Origin of the sequence: Haemophilus pittmaniae (assembly GCF_900186995.1) — a bacterium.
Taxonomy (GTDB): domain Bacteria; phylum Pseudomonadota; class Gammaproteobacteria; order Enterobacterales; family Pasteurellaceae; genus Haemophilus_D; species Haemophilus_D pittmaniae.
Window position 1 is genome coordinate 825,294 of the sequence record NZ_LT906463.1, and the last position, 20,335, is coordinate 845,628.

The following is a 20,335-nucleotide window of genomic DNA, read 5'->3' on the forward strand; positions in this document are numbered from 1 at the left end:
GAAATGAGTTAAAAATGTACTAAATATGATATTACGTCGATATATGTATCGGCTGATTTGGAGCAATTGTAAATGCAAAAACTAATCCTCACCGCTCTCGATGATAATGATCCGCTGTGGTATGACAATCTGATCCCTTTTCTGTTGAGTTTGCGCCAAACCGATTATGATGGTGAAGTTGGCGTGCTTGATTATGGTTTGAGCGCGGCCAAACGCGAGGTGCTGGAACGCCATCAGGTTCAGCTTTTCACACCTTCTCATCGTTGCTCCGAATTATTGTTGGATCGCCATTTATCCGCAGCAGACATTGCTGAAGCCCATGATGTGGCACAATTGGCGGTGATTGACTGTGATATTTGGTTTCCACAGCCGCATTTGGATTTATTCGCCCAAATACAATCGATGGATAAATTGTATTGTGCTTTCGATCCTTGGCGCTGTAGTTTCCTTATTAGAGGTGTAGTACCAGAAGCCATTGCCGAAGTGGATGCGCAGTTGGATACCCTGCAGAAACAACAAGGTCATATGTGGCAGGTTGGACTCATTTTAGGTGGTCAACAAGCTTGGGCTAATTACCGTGATTATGTATTGGAATGTTTAACTGATAGTCGTTTTAAACTAGTTTATGGCATTGATAGTACGTTGTTTAATTTATATGCGCTACAGCATGATGGCGTGGCTTGGTTGCATTCAAAATATAATTGTCCGCCGGTATGGGGAATTGAGCACAAACAAACAGACAGTGGCATTGAATTTTATGTGAAAGGCGAACCGGTACAGGGATTGCATGTTACCCGTCGCCATCGGCAGGAAGAGATTGCCTATCATCGCGTGCATGAGGCACATTACTATGCCGCCGGACGGGATTATCAGCCGGCAGGCCAACCAATGTTTAACATTGTGCGTGATAGCTTGCTCGTCTATCCGCCGGAAAATAATGAGCTAACCTTAGAGTTGATAAGTGCAGAAGCAAATGGCGGACATTTTGCGGTGCATGTTGAACATTCCGGCGAAGTGTATAAAGCGGGTTCTTTGTGGTTGGAGGTGGCAGGAGAGAGCCATATTCGGTTACGTAATCCACATAGTGAAACTGTGCGGGTACAATATTTTTACCAAGGGATGTTACGTTATCGTCGTTGTGGTGTTGTGGACATTGTTTGGGAAAATGGTGGAACCTTTGTACCGCAGGAAAATGCCCTGTATTACATAGATTTGAGACCGAATGAAAGCTTTGAACTACGCACCCGTGAACTGGATGTGAAGAATTCGCGGATTCGCTGGGTATTGGATAATGTGCGATTGATTTAAAATATTTGGGTAAAGAAAAGGCTATCTTGCGATAGCCTTTTTTATTTTTAGAGATAACCGTACATACTTGTGAAGAGGTATCCGAAGATACAGGATGTGATTACCCCGATTAAGCCCGGTAGGATAAAGCTGTGGTTGATTACGAATTTACCGATATGGGTTGTACCGGAACGGTCGAATTGGATCGCTGCCAAGTCACTTGGGTAGGTCGGTAAAATGTAGTAACCGTAACAGGCTGAAGCAAAGGCTAGAATAACCGCAGGATCTACACCAATACTCAAGGCTAACGGTACAAAGGCAACCAAAGCTGCGGCTTGTGAGTTAACGAATTTGGAAATCAATAACAACATTACCGCATAGGTCCAAGGGTGAGATCTTACCACATCGCCCAAGGCCGCTTTCATCATTGGGGTATGCACGGTAAACATGGTTTCCGCCATCCAGGAAATCCCGAATACAGCCACTAATGCGATCATACCGGAACGGAAAATTTCATTTTTACTGATTTTGCCCGGATCGGTTTTAGTAAAGATAATGATAAGCGCACCGGCGATTAACATAAAGATTTGAATGACGTGCACCATACTTAAGTTGATTTTTTTCTTGATGCTATCTTTCAATACGATTTTCGCATTAGCGATAGATTCACTCGCACCGGCTGCGGTGATAGTAACATTACCGTCTTGGGCACTGAGGGTTTGCGTTAAAGTATTTTGATCATCGTAGATTTCCACATTGTTATAGGCAATTTGTGGTTTAGCTTTACTGTCTTTAACATTCACCGCTACTTTACCATCTACCGCTTGAGCAAGAATTTTACCATCCTTGATATTAAAGCTTTTTAGCGTTTTATTTTCAGCGGATACAACTTCAACAACCTGTGCCGGAGTCGATTTTTCAAAGGCTGGGCGTAAATCTTTGAAGTAGCCTAATAATGCCACTAAAATGATTGCACCAAAGAAAATCCACATAGCATTCCAACTGGATTGTGGTAGTTTTTTATCTAGTAAGGACGTGCTGTCGCCGTAAACATATTTTTTGAATTCAGGGTCAGCTAATTTTGCTTGGAATTCTTTATCATCCTCCAAATCTTTGCCACGGAACCAGCTGAAAATACCGATTGCTAATACACCACAAAGGGTTGCTGGAATGGTGATTTTCAATAAATCCAAATAGCCATCAAAGCCTGCTAAAGGATGTTTTGCATTTACCAAGTAAGTCGTTAAGGTGACTACGGCAACGGATACCGGAGAAGCGATAATCCCCATTTGGGAGGCGATGGAACTGGCTGCCATCGGACGTTCCGGACGAATATCATTTTTAATCGCGATATCGTAAATAATTGGCAACATGGTATAAACCACATGACCTGTACCGCATAAAATGGTTAAGAAACAGGTAACAAACGGGGCCAAAATACTGACATATTTCGGATTGCGGCGTAGCATTTTTTCTGCGATTTGTAGCATTACATCTAAACCGCCGCTGGCTTGTAAGGTCGCAGAAGTCACAACCACCGCAAGAATAGTCAACATTACATCGATAGCCGGTTTGCCCGGTTCAATGCCAAATCCGAAAACCAGTACTAAAAGACCGATCCCGCCGAGCATCCCCAACGAAATCCCGCCTTTACGGGCACCGTAAAATAAACAGATTAGAACGATAACAAGCTGGACGGCAAACTGTGTGCCCTCGCTAAGGTTCATTAAAAACTCCATAGGTATCTCCAATATTTAAAAAAGAGCGCAAATATTAGCACGCTACTAACTCAAATGAAGTATTAAACTGTGGCGTTTTTGTTCTAAATCAACTTTTTGATGGAATTCAAAGAAAGCAAATCAGGAAATTGCAAGGGAATAATTCTTGTTTGTTTTTAAAGGAGATTTACGTAGTCAAAAACCTTTCAACCAAGGAAACGCCCTATCAGTTTACCGAGTTCTTCTTAAAAGTTAGTCTAAGTTATTGATTTTATTATGGTTGTTATAAAAATAGAAGTTTGAGGGGAAGAGGGAGGAGATTATAAAAGAAAGGCGGTTTTAAAACCGCCTTGCCAGAAATTATTGATTGTTTTGAACGTAGTCAATCGCAGATTGAACAGTTGTGATTTTTTCAGCTTCTTCATCAGGAATTTCGATATCGAATTCTTCTTCTAAAGCCATTACCAATTCAACTGTATCTAAAGAGTCCGCACCTAAATCTTCAACGAAAGAAGCTTCAGGTTTTACGTCTTCTTCTTTAACACCTAATTGTTCAACGATGATTTTTTTCACGCGTTCTTCAATGCTCATTTGTTTTTCCTATGTTGTTTTAGCTCATTTAAGAGCGGTTAGTGTATGCATTTTCAGGTTTCTTGCAAGCCTTTGTAGGCTGGTCGCACCACAAAAATCCATACAGCGAAAATAGTTACGTTACTTTCTTGGCTGGCAAGAGCGTAACTGGGCGATATTGCGTGCGGGATTCTAACATTATCTAAAAGTCTTGGCTAGTGTAAAAATCACCCGCTTTTGGTACGGCATAAACCGTCTAGCTCATGTATAAGCCGCCGTTTACGTGTAAGGTTGTTCCTGTGATATAGGCCGCGTCTTCGGAAGCCAAGAAAGCTACCGCTTTTGCGATATCTTTTGGTTCGCCTAAACGACCGGCTGGAACATTACCAAGAATACCTGCTTTTTGTTCTTCTGTGAGCACTTCTGTCATATCGGTGGCGATAAACCCTGGAGCAACGACATTGACAGTGATACCACGGGAAGCAACTTCTTTCGCTAAACCTTTAGAGAAACCAATCAAACCGGCTTTAGCGGCACAGTAGTTAGATTGACCTGGGTTACCCATTGAGCCGACGACGGAACCAATGGTGATGATACGGCCAAAACGTTTTTTCATCATGGAACGTAACATTGCTTTAGAAAGATGGAACACAGAGGTTAAGTTGGTTTGCATAATATCGAACCATTCGTCATCTTTCATGCGCATTAATAAATTATCGCGTGTGATACCTGCGTTATTCACAAGAATATCAATATCACCGAATTGCTCTTTGATTTGTTCTAATACGGCATCAATGCTTTCTTTGTCAGCCACATTTAATACTAAACCTTTACCTTTATCGCCAAGGTAAGCTGAAATTGTCTCTGCACCTTTTTCAGAGGTTGCGGTACCAATTACAAATGCACCTTTTGATGCTAATTCTTCTGCAATTGAGCGGCCAATACCACGTGTTGCACCTGTTACTAATGCGATTTTATTTTGCATTTTTTCTCCCCTTTTTATGCTAATAATGCTTCAACAGCATCTAATGACGCTACATCGTTCACCGATGTTGCTTGTAATTCCGCTACGATACGTTTTGTTAAACCGTTTAATACTTTACCAGGACCGATTTCAACTAAAACCTCTACGCCATCTTGTGCCATTTTCTCAACGGTTTCAGTCCAACGCACTGGGCTATATAACTGACGAATAAGAGCAGTACGAATTTCAGCACTTTCTGTTTCCGCTTTCACATCCACGTTATTTAATACGGCAGTTGCTGGCGTATTAAGCGTAATACCTTCAAGGGTGACAGCTAATTGATCAGCAGCTGGTTTCATTAATGCACAATGTGAAGGAACACTTACCGCTAATGGTAAAGCACGTTTTGCGCCAGCCTCTTTACATAATGCAGCTGCACGTTCTACAGCGGCTTTCGCTCCTGCAATCACCACTTGACCCGGTGAGTTAAAGTTTACGGCTGAAACTACTTCACCTTGCTCGGCTTGTTTACATGCATTGATAATCGCTTCATTATCTAAACCAATAATCGCATACATCGCACCAGTACCTTCTGGTACCGCTTGTTGCATTAATTTACCGCGTAACTCCACCAATTTGATCGCGTCTTTAAAATCAATTACACCCGCACAGACTAATGCTGAATATTCACCTAGACTGTGGCCTGCCATAACGCTCGGTTGGAATTGTGGATATTTTTCCTGCCATACGCGGAAAATTGCAACGGAGGCTGCAAGTAATGCCGGTTGGGTTTGCCAGGTTTTGTTTAGCTCTTCCGCTGGGCCTTGCTGAACCAGGCTCCATAAGTCATAGCCTAAAGCTTCGGATGCTTGTTTAAAGGTTTCGGTAACGATTGGATATTGCTCAGCGAGTTCCGCCAACATACCAACAGATTGTGAACCTTGTCCCGGGAAAACCATTGCGAATTTTTTCATTTTTTGCACCTGTTTATTTTAGATGAATGTAATTGAATTGCTTAAATAATGAAAGTGCGGTCAATAAACCGCACTTTGTTTGATATGAATTATAGCGGATTATTTAAAATCTCACTAAAGCCGAACCCCAAGTCCAACCACCGCCAAATGCTTCTAGCAGTAATAGTTGACCACGTTGGATACGGCCATCACGTACCGCTTCGTCTAAGGCTGTAGGTACAGTTGCCGCGCTCGTGTTAGCTGTGCGATCAAGGGTAACAACTACTTGTGACATGTCCATATCCAGTTTTTTGGCAGTCGCGCTAATAATCCGTAGATTAGCTTGATGAGGTACTAGCCAATCAATGTCAGTTTTTTGTAGGTTATTGGCAGAAAGCGTTTCTTCTACAACATTGGAAAGCTCACGCACGGCGAGCTTGAAGGTTTCATTACCCTGCATTTCGATATAGCCGGATTTTTCTACACCGCGTTCGACTTGTGGAAGTACTAAGGCCGCATTTTTATCTGGAGAGGCGTGTAAATGGGTGGAAATCACACCTTCTTGTTCGGAGGCTTCTAAGATGACTGCACCAGCTCCATCACCGAATAATACGACGGTACTGCGATCGGTTTCATCCAATTTACGGGAATTGAGATCGGAACCAACAACCAAGGCTTTTTTCACGCTTCCGCTACGGATAAATTTATCGGCAACACCTAATGCGTACACAAAACCGGTACAGGCAGCAGATAAATCAAAGGAAATAGCATCCTCGATGCCTAACATACCTTGTATTTGACAGGCTGAGCTTGGATAGGCATGGGAGCTGCTAGTGGTCGCGACAATAATTAATTCAATTTCTTGTGGCGAAATATTTGCCATTTCAAGTGCAGCTTTAGCCGCCTCAAATCCCATGGTTGCCACGGTCTCATCAGCGTTGGCAATACGGCGTTCGCGGATACCTGAACGGGTAACAATCCATTCATCGGAGGTGTCCACCATTTTTTCTAAATCCGCATTAGTCCGAATGTGACTCGGCAAATAACTGCCTGTAGAGAGAATTCTGCTATACATATAATTGAGTTGCTTTAAGTAATACGTTGTAAACCCGCTAAGATTTGTTGAGGTATTTGTTGGCGGGCTTGTGTTGCGGCATCGGCAATAGCATTAGCAAATGCTTCGGTATTGGCGCCGCCGTGGCTTTTCACCACAACTGCCGTTAGCCCAAGTAAAGAGGCTCCGTTGTAAGCATCGGGATTAATGCGCTTGAGTCGTTGATAACGATCGTTTAATAAAAGGCGCATTAGCCCCTTAAAAAGCGGCTTCAAAATACTATTTTTTGTCTTGCCTTTCAAGAGAGAAATCAGGTTATTTGCTGCACCTTCAAGGGTTTTTAGCGCGATGTTGCCACTAAATCCGTCACTAATAATGACATCCGCAACGCCATTTAATAATTGGTTGCCCTCAATGAAGCCACAATAATTTAATTCGGTATTTTGTGCGAGCAAAGTAGCGGCTTCGCGAATTGCTTGGCGCCCTTTGATGGCTTCAACGCCAATATTCAATAGGGCTATGCGCGGAAAAACTAAATCCAACTGATTCTGCGCAAAGATATTACCCATTAAGGCAAATTGATAGAGGTTTTGCGCATCGCATTCCAAGTTCGCACCTAAATCCAACATGATGGTTTTACCACCATCCATTGTGGGCAAGCTGGCCACTAATGCCGGGCGGGCAATGCCTTGTAGTGGTTGCAACAATACTTTGGCTAATCCCATTAAGGCACCGGTATTTCCACCGCTGACAGCACCATGCGCATTTCCTTGTTGTACCGCTTCAATTGCTAGACGCATCGACGAGCCCTTGCTGTGGCGCAATGCGGAGGTGATGTCTTGATCATTAGCAATGTAACGGGAACAGTGATTGAGCTGTAAACGTTGTTGAATATCCGAAGGTAAATCGGAGAGATAAGGAGAGATTTGTGCACTATCGCCGAACAGAATCAGCGAAAGCTGCGGATCACGTTGGAGTGCGAGAATAGACGCAGGAATAGTCACGCGGGGACCGAAGTCCCCGCCCATCACATCTAACGCAAGGGTTAGACGGCTCAAGTGAATACCTATAAGTAAATTACTTATTGATCACTTTACGACCACGGTAGTAACCGTCAGCGGTTACATGGTGACGTAAGTGGGTTTCACCGCTAGCTTTATCTACAGACACTGCAGCAGTGGTTAACGCATCGTGGGAACGACGCATATCACGACGAGAACGGGATTTTTTGTTTTGTTGAACAGCCATTGGCTATACTCCTAAATTTAATTTACTTTTGCTTTAAATTAGCTAATACAGCGAACGGGTTCGGTTTTTTTGCCAATTCTTCGGGCAATTCGCCAAAAACCTGTTCCTGCGCGGACACTTCACAGTGTTCAGATGAATGCATCGGTACTAACGGAAGTGCCAAAATTAATTCGTCTTCCACCGTACCAAGTAAATCTATTTCACCAAATTCATTAAACTCAATTGGTTCATAAATTTCCGGCAAGTCATCAGCTTGATCCCAATTAGCCACTGGTGAGTAGCAAAAACCACATTCCAATGTTTGGCGGAAAGTTTCGCCACAGCGTTGACATTCTAACTCAACCTCAACCTGTGCCTGACCTTTCATTACCACTAATTTTTGTGGATCAATATAAAACGATAATGTTACCTGTGCATCGCTGAGCACGTTTACCACCGACTCCGCTAAGCGCGCTAGTTGATTTGCCGTATAAATACCGCTGTAATCAAGCCGTCGTTGCGCATCTTTAACAGGAGCAACGGTGAGGGGTAGCTTTAGTTTTTGCATAGGGCGTGCATTTTACCTGCTGAAAAAAAATAGTCAAAAGAAAATTCACCGCATCATTCGGAAAAGCGGAGATTTTTTATTAACCAGCAGCTTCAGCAACCTTTGTTTGAATATTGTGCTAAATAAGAGGGCAAATGAGAGCAGATTGCGCAAGTCGGATAAGTTGCTATAATCCCCCCTCAATTTATCGCAAGATGAGAACAAAAATGCAACAAATGACCTATTTAGAGCGCTTAAAAGTCGCTTTTCAGTATGTAATGCCGCAACTTTATTTAACCCGAGCGGCCGGTTGGTTGGCTAAACAGCAATGGGGCGCAGTAACCCATTTAGTGATTAAAGCCTTTGCCAAAAAATACAAGATCGATATGAGCATCGCTGAAAAAGAAAATTTCAGCGCTTATGCTTCCTTTAATGAATTCTTTATCCGTCCGTTGAAAGCCAATGCTCGCCCGTTGAACCAAAATCCGGCAGCGCTTTGTTGTCCTGCGGATGGGCGAGTGAGTGAATGTGGTCCGATTGAAGACGATCGTCTTATCCAAGCAAAAGGCCATTTTTTCAGTCTTAAGGATCTATTGGCCGGCGATCAAGAATTAACTGATACCTTTAAAAACGGCAATTTTATCACCACTTATTTATCACCACGCGACTACCACCGAGTGCACATGCCTTGTAATGGTACCTTGCGTAAAATGATCTATGTACCGGGCGATTTATTTTCCGTTAATCCATTCTTAGCGCAGCACGTGCCAAATTTATTTGCCCGTAATGAACGCTTGATTTGCGTATTTGATACCGAATTCGGCAGTATGGTGCAAATTTTGGTGGGGGCGACTATTACAGCCAGCATCGGCACGGTTTGGGCGGGGGTTATTAATCCGCCACGCGCCAATGAAGTGAAAGTCTGGGACTATCCGGGCGAAGAGGGCGTACACTTAATGAAAGGACAAGAAATGGGCTGGTTCCAATTAGGTTCCACGGTGATTAACCTATTTCCGGCAGGTGCCGTACAATTAGCCGATTATTTATCGGTGAACGAACCGGTTCGTATGGGCGAAATTCTTGCCATGAAACAATAATTTTTATCTAAATAAAGGAAACAACATGACAGCACAATTTTTTGCACAAGTTGAATTAGCAACGGTTTCTGCTAAAGGCAGTTACGGCATTGGTTTGCAAATCGGTCAACAATTATCCGACAGCCAAATGGATATTGATGTGGCTGCGGTGGCTAAAGGGATTTTTGATGCCTTAAATCACAATCAACCGGCCTTGGATATCAATGATTTAATGAGTTCCGTGCAACAATTGCAACAACAGGCAGCGGAGGCTCAACAAGCTCAGTTCAAAGCGATTGATGAAGCTGGTAAAGCTTTCTTAGCGGAAAATGCGAAGAAAGACGGCGTGCAAATCACCGAGAGCGGTTTGCAATATGAAATCTTAACCGAAGGCCAAGGCAATAAACCAACTGCTAATGACAAAGTTCGCGTACATTACGTTGGCACATTACCGGATGGTACTGTATTCGATAGCTCCGTTGCGCGTGGTACACCAGCTGAATTTCCGGTAGGTGGCGTGATTCGTGGATGGGTTGAAGCCTTGCAAATGATGCCGGTAGGTTCCAAATGGAAACTTACTATCCCGCAAGAATTAGCTTACGGCGAACGTGGTGCCGGTGCGTCTATTCCACCATTCTCACCATTAGTGTTCGAAGTGGAATTATTGGATATTCTGTAATTCTCAGTTCTCAAAAGGGCGCATCTCAGGTGCGCCCTTTTTCTTTGCAGAGTCAAACGCCCTCAGGAAAAGCTGAGTTTTGCTTAAAATAGCATGTAACTCTTTGATTTCATTAGGGTTACTTTAAAATGCGGGCGTAAAGGGATTTAATCAGTCGATAAGTGACTATCAGCACAACGAAAAAGGGACGGTGAATCCCGTCCCTCAATATCGGCATAGTTGCTTGAATGTTTATGCAAAGGCCTGTAATTCAGGGTTGATAGGTGTTTTTGCAATATTGTTTACATAATTGCACAAGGTCGCCAAGCTCACACCAAGAATAACATCAATCGCATTTTGCTGATTGTAACCAGCAGCAAAAAAGGCTTGTAATTGGGCATCGGTCAATTTTGCTTTTTGAATGATTACGGCCAAGGTAAAGCGTGCCAAGGCATCTAATTTTTCATCATCAATACGCGTGGTTGCCCGAATTTGTTGTACCAATTGTTCCTCTAATTTCAATACTTTCAAGGCGATTTTGCTGTGGCCGGCAACGCAGAAATCACAACCATTGACTACGGCTGCGGTAATTTGTACCACTTCGCGCTCGGTTGCGGTTAGGCTATTGCGACCGTTAATTGCACCCACGGTACGATAGGTTTCCAATGCAGTCGGTGCATTTGCCAATACGCCGATGAGATTCGGAATGAAACCATTGGCCAGTTGTACGGCTTTTAATGCTTCCTGAGAGGCTTCCGGGGCGCTATCGATGCTGTGAATTTGAAACTGTGACATAAAGACTCCTAAAATAAATAAAGAAAAATTCGCCCGCATACTACGGATTTCTCGCTAAATGGAAAAGAATCAAAAGTTATTTGATATAGAAAAAAGTTATGAATACTGAAGCCTTTTTTCAGGAATTGCGGCAGGGGGATTGATGCGATATCGGGTTTTAAAATCAATATTAATAAAATCAATGGGTTACGTTTTGTTTTGGCAAAAAAGCTAAAAAATAAGACCGCGTTGCTACGCGGTCTTGGAATGAGCACTTAGGCTGCATGTTTAGGTTGTTTAAAGACCGTCACTTCCGGTGCTTTACCTACAAATTTTTCGACTTGCACGATGCAGGTGTTTGGTGAGTTGCCCTGTGCCAGTTTAGAAGTGCCTTCATCGCGGGTCAGTACGTTCGGGCAGCCGTTTTTACAGAGCGGTTTGGCACTCTTGCCTAAATCCAACGGATCGTACCAGGCGCCTTCATGTAGGGCGACGGTACCTTGGATTACGTTCTCGGTGACCACTGCACCGGCCAACACTTGACCTCGCGGACTTTCGATACGCACGATATCACCATCTTGAATACCGCGCACTTTGGCATCTGCCGGATGGATCATCACCGGCTCGCGATCCTGTACTGCGTATTTTTGACGCAATGAGGTGTGTGCTAATTGGCTGTGCAAGCGGTAATACGGGTGCGGGGTCACCAAGGCTAATGGATATTCCGGAGTGACATTACCAGCATATTCCTCCGGCTCCATCCAGCTTGGATGGCCTTTGCAGTCGTCGTAGTGCATTTTGGCGATAACATCAGAGAAAATCTCGATTTTGCCCGATGGCGTACCTAATGGATTGAGCAATGGATCTTCGCGGAATTCGCCATAACGAATCCATTTACGTGCAGCCTCACCGGTTTCAAAGGTAAGCGGTTGGTTGGCTGCCCAGAATTTCTCAAAGCGCGGCATCGCCACCCGATTGTTACGGGCGGTGGTGAAGGCGGTTTGATAAAACTCTTCCAACCATTCCATTTCGGTTTTGCCTTCAGTAAATTGTTCTTCAACCCCCGCACGTTTTGCCAACTCGGCAAAAATATCGTAGTCATTTTTTGCTTCGAATTGTGGCGGTACTACCTGTTTCATCGGGAAAATATTCAGGTTGGAATAATCGCCCGACATGGTTAGGTCATTACGTTCATAGCTAGTAGTCGCCGGTAATACGATATCCGCCATACGCGCTGTTGGGGTCCAGTTCACTTCATTGACGATAACCACATCCGGACGTTGGAAGGCTTTTACCAAGGTATTAGTATCTTGGTGATGCACAAATGGATTACCGCCCGCCCAGTACACGGCCTTGATATCCGGATAGGTAATTTGTGAACCGTTATAATCAATGGTTTTGCCCGGATGTAACAATACATCGGCAATGCGCGCCAATGGGAAGGCTACTTTTGAGGTATCATCCAACCAGGTTTTCGCGCCTGCCGCAACTCCCGGATTGGCGGTGATAGAACCCAAGGTACCACCGGTTGCCGTCGGTACGCCACCGTTAGAATAATGGTAACTTAAGCCGAAACCTCCGCCCGGTAGGCCGATTTGGCCGAGCATTGCCGCTAAGGTGACCAACATCCAATGGCTTTGTTCGCCGTGGCGTTGACGTTGCATCCCCCAGCCGCCCATCAGCATGGTACGATTTTTGGAAAAATCAGCCGCTAATTGTTTAATGGTGGCTGCCGGTATGCCGCAAATATCCGCCGCCCATTGTGCGGTTTTCGGTTGACCATCACTTTTGCCTAGCAAATATTCCTCAAAGATTTCATAACCTTTGGTGTATTTTTTGAGGAACTCTTTATCGTGTTTTCCTTCACTCACCAAGGTGTGGGCAATTCCCAACATTAACGGCACATCGGTTGCAGTGTTGATCGGGAGCCATTCGGCATTCAACATTTGCGCACTTTCGCTACGTTGTGGGTCAATACAAATAATGCGTTTACCGGTAGCTTGGAATTTTTTGAAATATTCGATGCCTTTTTGGTCGGTCGAAGTCCAAGCGATACGCATGGTGGTGAGCGGATTAGCGCCCCATAATACGATAATATCGCTATTAGCTATCACATCATCCCAGCTGGTTTGTTGTTCGTACACCTCAATGGTGCCGAGGACGTGTGGCATAATGACCTGTGCCGCGCCGGTGGAATAGTCGCCCTTGTGGCCAACAAAGCCACCGGTAGCGTTCATATAGCGTTGTAGTAGGGTGCGGGAAGCATGCAATACACCGCAACTAAACCAACCATAAGAACCGGCGAAAATGCCGCTTGAGCCGTGTTTATCACGTACCCGTTGCAATTGATTATGCACCAGATCTAAGGCTTCATCCCAAGAGACTCGAACCCATTCATCATGCCCCCGCATGCTGGTATCGCTGTTGCCAGGATTCGCTAAGAAGCCTTTGCGCACCATCGGATATTTCACACGGGTTTCACTATACAATTGATCCGGTACGACGCTTTGTAATTCGTTGACGATAGCCGGTTGCATGGCCGGCCCGGATTTCACTGCTTTACCATCTTGCACAACCACACCAATTGGCCCCCAGTGGGCAGCGGTAACAACGGTTGTTAAATTCGCTTCGACAGCCATTGCCGGTTGGGTCAGCATGCCCGTCATGCCACCGGTTAAGGAAGCACCGGCCACGCCAAGGGATGTTTTTTTCAGAAAATCACGGCGTTGTTTATTCACTTTATTGTTTTTCATTTCAGCCTCGTTTTAGATAGTCAGTCATTATTATTGTTTTGCCATATCTTTGGCATTGCGTTGCAAATAAATGGTTAAGGCACGCACTTCATCTTTGCTCATGGAGGTACGATCTTTCATGGAGTTCACCACGCCGAGCCATTGGTTGGCGGTATAGTGGTCAGCGCTAATCGCCGCATGGCAACCGCTACAATTGTTTTGATTTAATTGGCTGCCGTAGTGATTTAATGTAGTGAGATCGTTGGTTACCTTGACGGCCGGTAAGCTGACGTCAAAACGCACTTCGCGCCAGTCGGCATCGGTCACATCATCGTGTTTGGTTTGTACCACTTGAGCGTGGCGGAATGCTTCATCATCAACGAGCGCCACGGTAATCCGTTTACCAAGCTCCGCATATACCACCGAGTCGGCACCGGCTTGCTGCCAGCCTTGTAAGACACCCTGTACCATGTCGCCATTGATTTTCACTTCATTAAGCTCAGCAAATGGCATTAAACGGACTTCGGCGCCCTGTTTGTCATGGCCTTTTTGCATTTCTACGGCGAAGGCTTGAGCAGTTGCGGTCGCGAGGCCATTCCCTTGCGGTGCGCTGGATTGGTTAGAACCTTGATGTTGTTGCTCAGGCAAGAAATGTACGATGCCCTTGTGGCAATCGATACAGGTTTGACCGTTGGCTTTGGCGTCGGTATGGGTTTGTTTGGCTAATTTGCTTTGTTGGGAAAGCTCCATCGCATCAAAACTATGGCAGCTACGGCAGGTTTCCGAATCATTGGCTTGCATATCATCCCATACCCGTTGTGCCATTTCCGCACGATGGGATTCATATTTGGCTTTATCATCGATTTTACCGACCGCTTCGAAATACAGATCTTTTAGTGCGGTGACTTTAGCTTTCACATAATGCCAACCTTCGTTTGGAATATGGCAATCGCTACATTCGGCACGGATACCTTTGGCATTGGCGAAATGGCTAGATCCTTCCCATTCCTGTTGCGGATAACTCATAGAATGGCAGCTGGCACAGAATTCCGGCGAGCTGGTTTTATGCATTACGCCCTGTACGCCCCACAGAGCTAAGGTACCCACGCCCATAAGACAGAGCGCAGAGATTAGTTTGGCTTTTTTTGACATAAGCCGTCCCCCACAAAAAATTAAAATAATAGATAGAATATACCTTAAAAGGTGTAGGCTATTCTAAGGGGAGTAGGAAAGAGGTGCTATGATCTTGGTCAAAGCCGGCGGGAAGAAAAATAGGTGAGAAATGGTGCTACGCAGATAATTTTCCGGGTAATTGCCTACCGAGGATAAAACGAAAGGGGCCAGCCCATCGGTAAACGCCCCTTTGAAAAGTAAAGTTTTTGCTAAAATCAACTCTAAGTCATTGATTTTATTAGTGTTGGTTTGAAATGCTTACCACCAGCCTAACATCTTCATCCAAAGCCCACCTACACCGAACCAGATGATGAGAGAGACAATCGAGACCAAGAAGCTGACGCCCCACCATTGACCGGTGGAGTTATAACCGGAGCCGAATAATGCTGGCCCCGGGCCGCCCGCATACTGGGTTAAGCTCATAGAAAGGGTGGAAGTGTAGCCAAGACCGATTGCCGCAATCATTGGCGGTGTGCCGACCGCAATGGCTGCCGCTAAGAAGGCCAGATACATCGCGGAAATATGTGCCATTGCCGAGGCAAAGAAGTAACGGGTATAGAAATACACCAATACTAAAATTGAGAAGGCTACCGGCCAACTGAAGGCGCCAACGGAACTGGAAATATGTCCTGAGATCCAAGTGATCGCACCGTATTTATTCAATGCATTGGCCATCATTACCAATACCGCAAACCAGAACATGGTATCCCAAGCCGTAGTTTCGGAAACGATATTTTTCCAGCTCATAATGTTGGTCAATAATAAAATGACCAAACCGATAAAGGCAGAAACCGTTGCAGAGATGTGGAATACCAAATCACCCACCGTCCAGAGGAAGAGTAATAGCACGAAATCTAAAGCTAAAATCCATTCAGCGGTACTCATCGGGCCCATATTTTTTAATTCTTCACGGGCCATTTCAGCCATTTTCGGTGTGTCTTTTAATTCCGGTGGATAGATTAAATATACGAAATATGGCAACACGATTAAGCTCACGATACCCGGAATAATGGCACCTAAGAACCAAGTCATCCAAGTGATTTGCACACCTTGTTGATTGGCTAATTCGGCGACTAACGGGTTACCAGCCATCGCGGTGAGGAACATCGTACAAATGATGGTATCGATTTGTGATACGGCTATTGCCAAGAATGCACCGGCACGACGGGCAGTCGGACCCGGTTTAGATTCATAGGCATCGGCAATCGATTGCATGATCGGATACATAATGCCGCCGCCACGAGCAGAGGCAGATGGAATGCCCGGACCGATGACCACATCGGCCAATGCCATACCGTAGGCAACGCCCATCATTTTTTTCCCAAAGCGAGCCACGAAGTACAGCGCAATACGTTTGCCAAGACCGGTTTTAATTACCGCACGGGATAAGAACATAGCAATCGCGATTAGCCAAATGGTACTGTTGGCAAAGCCGGACAACATGCCCACTTCGCCCTGTTTTGGACTAATTGGGGTGAGGCCGGTGAGGCCACTAATTACTAGCGCCACTAACGTTGCTGCACCCATTGGCATGGCTTTGGCAATAATGGCAACAATGGTGGCAACGAATAACGCCAGCATCCCCCAAGCACGGGCAGATAAGCCTTCAGGGGTTGGAATGGCCCAAATCAGTAGGCCGATAGCAACGGCAATCAGCAAGCCTTGCCATTTAAAATTGAGTTTGACCTCAACGGCGGGTATTTTGCTTTCCATAGGAACTCCAAAATAAGTGAAAAAACGGGATATCCATAAGGGGGGGGTTAATCCATTAAACGCCGCAAAGAATATCACTATCAATGGCCTTTGAGTATGCTGTAGATCAAAAAATAATCAACAATCAATTTTTCAGCCACCTATAATAAAATCAATGACTTATACTTGATTTTGAGGAAAACTCCGATTTTTGGTGGGGCGTTTGTGGAAAGTCTTTTGGTAGGAATAAAAAACGACCGCCTAAGCGATCGTTTTTGATTAGAGGTTGCGTAATGCTTCAATGCGTTTTTCTAACGGAGGATGGCTCATAAAGAGTTCGCTACGCTTGCCGTTAATCATAAAGGCATTCAACGAGCCTTCCAGATTTTGAGGCTCATGTAATTGCTGTAAACGTTGTAAAGCTGCAATCATTTTGTGTTTGCCGACTAAGTTGGCAGAACCGGCATCGGCACGGTATTCACGATAGCGCGAGAACCACATGGCGATAATGCTGGCAAGAATACCGAAAATGACTTCCAACACCATGGATACCAAGAAATAAATGCCGGAGCTTTGACTTTCTTCACCGTTGCTATTGCGTGAGCTGGCGGCCACGGAGGCAATCACCCGCGAGAGGAAAATCACGAAGGTATTAAGTACGCCCTGTAGCAGCGTCATAGTAACCATGTCGCCGTTAGCGATATGGGATACTTCATGAGCTAATACGGCTTCTGCTTCATCTTGATTCATCGCATTTAATAACCCGCTACTCACTGCTACCAAAGAGTTGCTTTTGGTGGCACCGGTCGCAAAGGCATTGGCATCGTCGGAATAATAAATTGCCACTTCCGGCATTGGAATGCCGGCTTGCGCAGCTTGACGCTGTACGGTCGCCACCAACCAACGTTCCGCCTCATTACTCGGTGTACTGATCACCTCAGCGCCAACCGAGCGTAACGCCATGGTTTTGGATAAAAATAATGAAATTAATGAGCCCGCAAAACCGAATAGCAACGCCATAATTAAAATGCCGCTAGTGCTGTTGCCGGCAATGCCGGTGATGTTCAAGATTAGCCCTAACACCAAGAGCACAGCAAAGTTGGTTGCTAAGAAAAGTACGATTCGCATCATAAAAAATGTTCCTTTAATTAGAGAGAGTCGGTAAACGAGACATAAATTGGGATGTTTGGGCAAAAATCAAGGTCTGCCCAAAACTATTTGAATTGCGGTTAATCCGGCATCACGCTATTAAAGCGTTGGTTTTGAAAGCGGAACGGGATGATTTGCACATTATCGCCCTGTTTGTGCAATTGATAGAATTGTGGATAGTTGAAATTCTTCTGCACGATATTATAAGGATTGTTGCTGCAGTTATGCTCGGCAGTTTGATATAAATGGTTGATTTCACGCACTTTATCATCTTCAGAACCCTCGCAGTTACGATAAATTTCTAAATGATTGGCTTCGTCTAGAATATATACGTTAAAACCACCTTCAACATTGTGTTCAAAGAAAAATTGTAGGAATCCTTCGCTGGCAAAGGCATCAATTTGCGACGGATATTGCTTATGTTCCTCGGGCAGATTGTCTTCAGCCACCGCGTTTTCCAGAATCTCGTCAAAATTGAGACCGCTTTCATTATCCGCTTCACGCAAGCTAATACCGCGTTCTTCAAAGAAAAATTGCCAGTTTTTCCCGGCTACGCGCAATTTGGGCATCGGCGCCGATTGGCGATCGCCCATCTGAATGCTGATACAACGCTCGATGAGGGCTTCCACCAATTTACGTAATGCCTTGGTATAGTGGCGGCTATAACAAAAAATCTGCACCTGAGGGGGCTGCGTGCCGCGATAAATTTTGTTAGAAAGCACCTTAAGTGCTAACAAAATCGCATTTTGCCCCTCAAAATGTAGGGTGCGTACTTCGTTCCACACGTTGCGATAGGTGAAATCAATGCTGCCCACCAAGCTTTGTTGGCTCGTACCGAAACTAAATAAATCGCTTGGTGAAAGCACGTTTTTCAATTCTTCAATTCGTGCCGTAGGATCTCGGGTGAGATTGATGGCCACAAATAGATGACGAATTTCGCATTGCGAGAGCAAATTTACCGCCTGCTGATTACTTTGCTCGTTATTGCAGGTTTGTGGCAGAGACAACCGTAAATCACGGGCAAAGCTTCGTAGTGTCGCTAAATCTAAGGTTTTACTATAAAGATGCAGTTGCGTATCGGCATCCAATAAGTGATTAAAATAGGCCCAAGTCACCAACTTATTGAGCGTCTCGCCATATTCGATCACGCGATCGCGGGAAAACATAATGTGATGAGGGGGGTGATTGATCATATACCAGCCATCTTTGAAGGATTTATTGCCACGTACCTCGATAAAGGTTAAATCCTCTTCTGCTAAATTATGCGAGATTTGGGTGTTTAATAATGTCACCTTACCCGGTAATTCTTCAAAGGCGGTGTAAAGTTTGCGCGACAGTACATTCATGTCCTGCGGAATAACTCGTGAATGTAGCTTTTGCTTGCGGGCAAATTTCACCAATTGGCGATAGCTCATTAATAAAAACTTAATGATGTTTTCGTGGCTTTCCTTGACCCGTTTCAGTTTCCAACAAGGCCGTGAATTGAGTTCATCGATGGTTTCATCCGACCATCCCCAATCGTGGGCAAGCACTTTCATGTAATCAATACGCCAATTGTCAGCTTGATAAAGGGTGAGATCTTCCATAGTTTTAGCGTAGAAACAGCGACGAATAAAATCTAAGCGCTTAAACTGTCCAAGTGCGCTTAAATAATTGGAGACCTTCGCCATAATCGCCACATAGGGATCAAAGTGATGGGAAGCCGATAAATGGCCGGCGGCTAAGTCCGCTTTAAATTGAGCCGCAATTAATTGGGTATGTGGATATTCACCGGCATACACTTCCAATAACAAAATTTTGAGTACAGATTTGTAGGGCGAGTCGATTCCTTTATACAGTTGCCATAAGCCGGCACCGAAATATTCGTCGGCGGAAAAGCGTCCGAGACCACCAAAATCCACCCAATCGGCGGGATCGATTTCACCATTTTGAATTAGTCGCGTGACTTCCAAATCGTATTGACTTTCGTCCACCCAAAGATGTAGCCACAATAATGGTTTGCCTGCCAGTCGCACAGCAGAACGGTAAAATTCATCGAGCAACAGCATATATTGTGCTGAACCGCTGTTATCGATAGTCAGGGGTTCGCTATAACGTTCATTACGGAAACGTTGTTGCTCCATTAAATAGAAATGTATGTCCACTCCGAAGGTTTGCGCCCATGCACTGACCGCATCGGCTTTTTGCTGCAATAAGGCCAATTGAGCAATATTAAGAGCGCTATCATGGCACAGCCAAATGTCCAAATCCGATGCGCGGCTTTGGCTCACCGAACCAAAACTGCCCATCACATAAATACCGAGTAAGGCGGGGGCTTTATGGTCATTACTGCAGAAAAGCGGGATCGCCTGTTCCTTGAGATAATTCTTTTGATAATCAGATAGCGAGAAATCAGCCACGCCACAAGGCGCCCCAGCCACAAAACCGGTGAGGTTCGGCTGATTGAAATGAAAAATTAAGGGGAGCAAGGAAAGCACATGACGCCAGGCATCATCCGCACCTAATAAGGCTCGATCCAGCCGTCGCCGATCTAATGTGGCAACACGTTGTTTGGCGAGAGCGAGATCATTGAGCACGGTATCCTACCTATACGACATAAAACAGGCCGCTATGCTACCACTTGGGCCATGATAAAGCAAAGCGCAAACGCCCCTGTGAAAATCAACTTTTTACTGAAAATGCATGCTAAGTCATTGATTTTATTAGAGCTGGCTTAAAAGCGTAAAAAAATTATGGTTATGTGCTGAAAATAGCAGCGATT

At 44.8% G+C, this 20,335-nt stretch carries 17 protein-coding genes; 3 read left to right on the top strand and 14 right to left on the bottom strand.

The annotated features are described in order from the left end of the window. Positions 1-72: 72 nt before the first annotated feature. Positions 73-1,308, top strand: a complete 1,236-nt coding sequence (locus CKV74_RS04175) for a hypothetical protein (protein ID WP_007242207.1) — start codon at positions 73-75, stop codon at positions 1,306-1,308. Between the two features lie 47 nt (positions 1,309-1,355). Here the strand turns inward: CKV74_RS04175 and CKV74_RS04180 are convergent, their stop codons facing one another. From CKV74_RS04180 to yceD, 8 genes are all read right to left on the bottom strand, one after another. Beyond that, positions 1,356-3,026, bottom strand: a complete 1,671-nt coding sequence (locus CKV74_RS04180) for an anaerobic C4-dicarboxylate transporter (protein WP_095176777.1) — start codon at positions 3,024-3,026, stop codon at positions 1,356-1,358. Positions 3,027-3,365: 339 nt separating this feature from the next. Beyond that, positions 3,366-3,596 (bottom strand): acyl carrier protein, encoded by a 231-nt coding sequence (acpP, locus tag CKV74_RS04185; RefSeq protein WP_005544465.1) that lies wholly within the window; start codon positions 3,594-3,596, stop codon positions 3,366-3,368. A gap of 235 nt (positions 3,597-3,831) precedes the next feature. Beyond that, a complete protein-coding gene (gene fabG, locus CKV74_RS04190) occupies positions 3,832-4,560 on the bottom strand; it encodes a 3-oxoacyl-ACP reductase FabG (protein WP_007242175.1) in 729 nt (242 codons plus the stop codon). Between the two features lie 14 nt (positions 4,561-4,574). Continuing rightward, complete coding sequence (fabD, locus tag CKV74_RS04195) at positions 4,575-5,513, bottom strand: ACP S-malonyltransferase (protein WP_007242163.1); 939 nt, start codon at positions 5,511-5,513, stop codon at positions 4,575-4,577. Between the two features lie 103 nt (positions 5,514-5,616). Beyond that, entirely contained in the window at positions 5,617-6,567 is a 951-nt protein-coding gene (locus CKV74_RS04200; RefSeq protein WP_007242238.1) for a beta-ketoacyl-ACP synthase III, read from the bottom strand. Between the two features lie 14 nt (positions 6,568-6,581). Further along, complete coding sequence (gene plsX / locus CKV74_RS04205; protein ID WP_007242239.1) at positions 6,582-7,604, bottom strand: phosphate acyltransferase PlsX; 1,023 nt, start codon at positions 7,602-7,604, stop codon at positions 6,582-6,584. A 19-nt stretch (positions 7,605-7,623) separates the two neighbouring features. After that, a complete protein-coding gene (gene rpmF / locus CKV74_RS04210; protein WP_005544470.1) occupies positions 7,624-7,794 on the bottom strand; it encodes a 50S ribosomal protein L32 in 171 nt (56 codons plus the stop codon). 22 nt (positions 7,795-7,816) lie between these two features. Next, positions 7,817-8,341, bottom strand: coding sequence for a 23S rRNA accumulation protein YceD (gene yceD, locus CKV74_RS04215; protein ID WP_007242166.1), 525 nt, complete (start codon positions 8,339-8,341; stop codon positions 7,817-7,819). 206 nt (positions 8,342-8,547) lie between these two features. Here yceD and asd point away from each other — a divergent pair, with 206 nt between their 5' ends. Both asd and CKV74_RS04225 read left to right on the top strand, forming a co-directional pair. Further along, entirely contained in the window at positions 8,548-9,417 is an 870-nt protein-coding gene (asd, locus tag CKV74_RS04220; RefSeq protein ID WP_007242204.1) for an archaetidylserine decarboxylase, read from the top strand. A 25-nt stretch (positions 9,418-9,442) separates the two neighbouring features. Beyond that, positions 9,443-10,075 carry a BamJ family beta-barrel-assembly machinery protein gene (locus tag CKV74_RS04225; protein ID WP_007242189.1) on the top strand — a complete coding sequence of 211 codons (633 nt, stop codon included), beginning with the start codon at positions 9,443-9,445 and terminating at the stop codon, positions 10,073-10,075. Positions 10,076-10,306: 231 nt separating this feature from the next. On the opposite strand, the gene CKV74_RS04230 is transcribed toward CKV74_RS04225, so the two are convergent. The 6 genes from CKV74_RS04230 to CKV74_RS04255 form a co-directional block, all read right to left on the bottom strand. Further along, a complete protein-coding gene (locus tag CKV74_RS04230; protein ID WP_007242170.1) occupies positions 10,307-10,849 on the bottom strand; it encodes a carboxymuconolactone decarboxylase family protein in 543 nt (180 codons plus the stop codon). 254 nt (positions 10,850-11,103) lie between these two features. Then, the gene (gene torA, locus CKV74_RS04235) at positions 11,104-13,581 is read right to left on the bottom strand and encodes a trimethylamine-N-oxide reductase TorA (RefSeq protein WP_007242165.1); all 2,478 of its coding nucleotides are present in this window, start codon (positions 13,579-13,581) and stop codon (positions 11,104-11,106) included. A 30-nt stretch (positions 13,582-13,611) separates the two neighbouring features. Then, a complete protein-coding gene (locus CKV74_RS04240; RefSeq protein WP_095176778.1) occupies positions 13,612-14,712 on the bottom strand; it encodes a NapC/NirT family cytochrome c in 1,101 nt (366 codons plus the stop codon). Positions 14,713-14,991: 279 nt separating this feature from the next. Then, positions 14,992-16,446 (bottom strand): DASS family sodium-coupled anion symporter, encoded by a 1,455-nt coding sequence (locus tag CKV74_RS04245; RefSeq protein ID WP_095176779.1) that lies wholly within the window; start codon positions 16,444-16,446, stop codon positions 14,992-14,994. A gap of 258 nt (positions 16,447-16,704) precedes the next feature. Beyond that, the gene (gene htpX, locus CKV74_RS04250; protein ID WP_095176780.1) at positions 16,705-17,556 is read right to left on the bottom strand and encodes a protease HtpX; all 852 of its coding nucleotides are present in this window, start codon (positions 17,554-17,556) and stop codon (positions 16,705-16,707) included. A gap of 98 nt (positions 17,557-17,654) precedes the next feature. After that, positions 17,655-20,150, bottom strand: coding sequence for a class I adenylate cyclase (locus CKV74_RS04255; protein WP_007242187.1), 2,496 nt, complete (start codon positions 20,148-20,150; stop codon positions 17,655-17,657). Between the last annotated feature and the right edge of the window lie 185 nt (positions 20,151-20,335).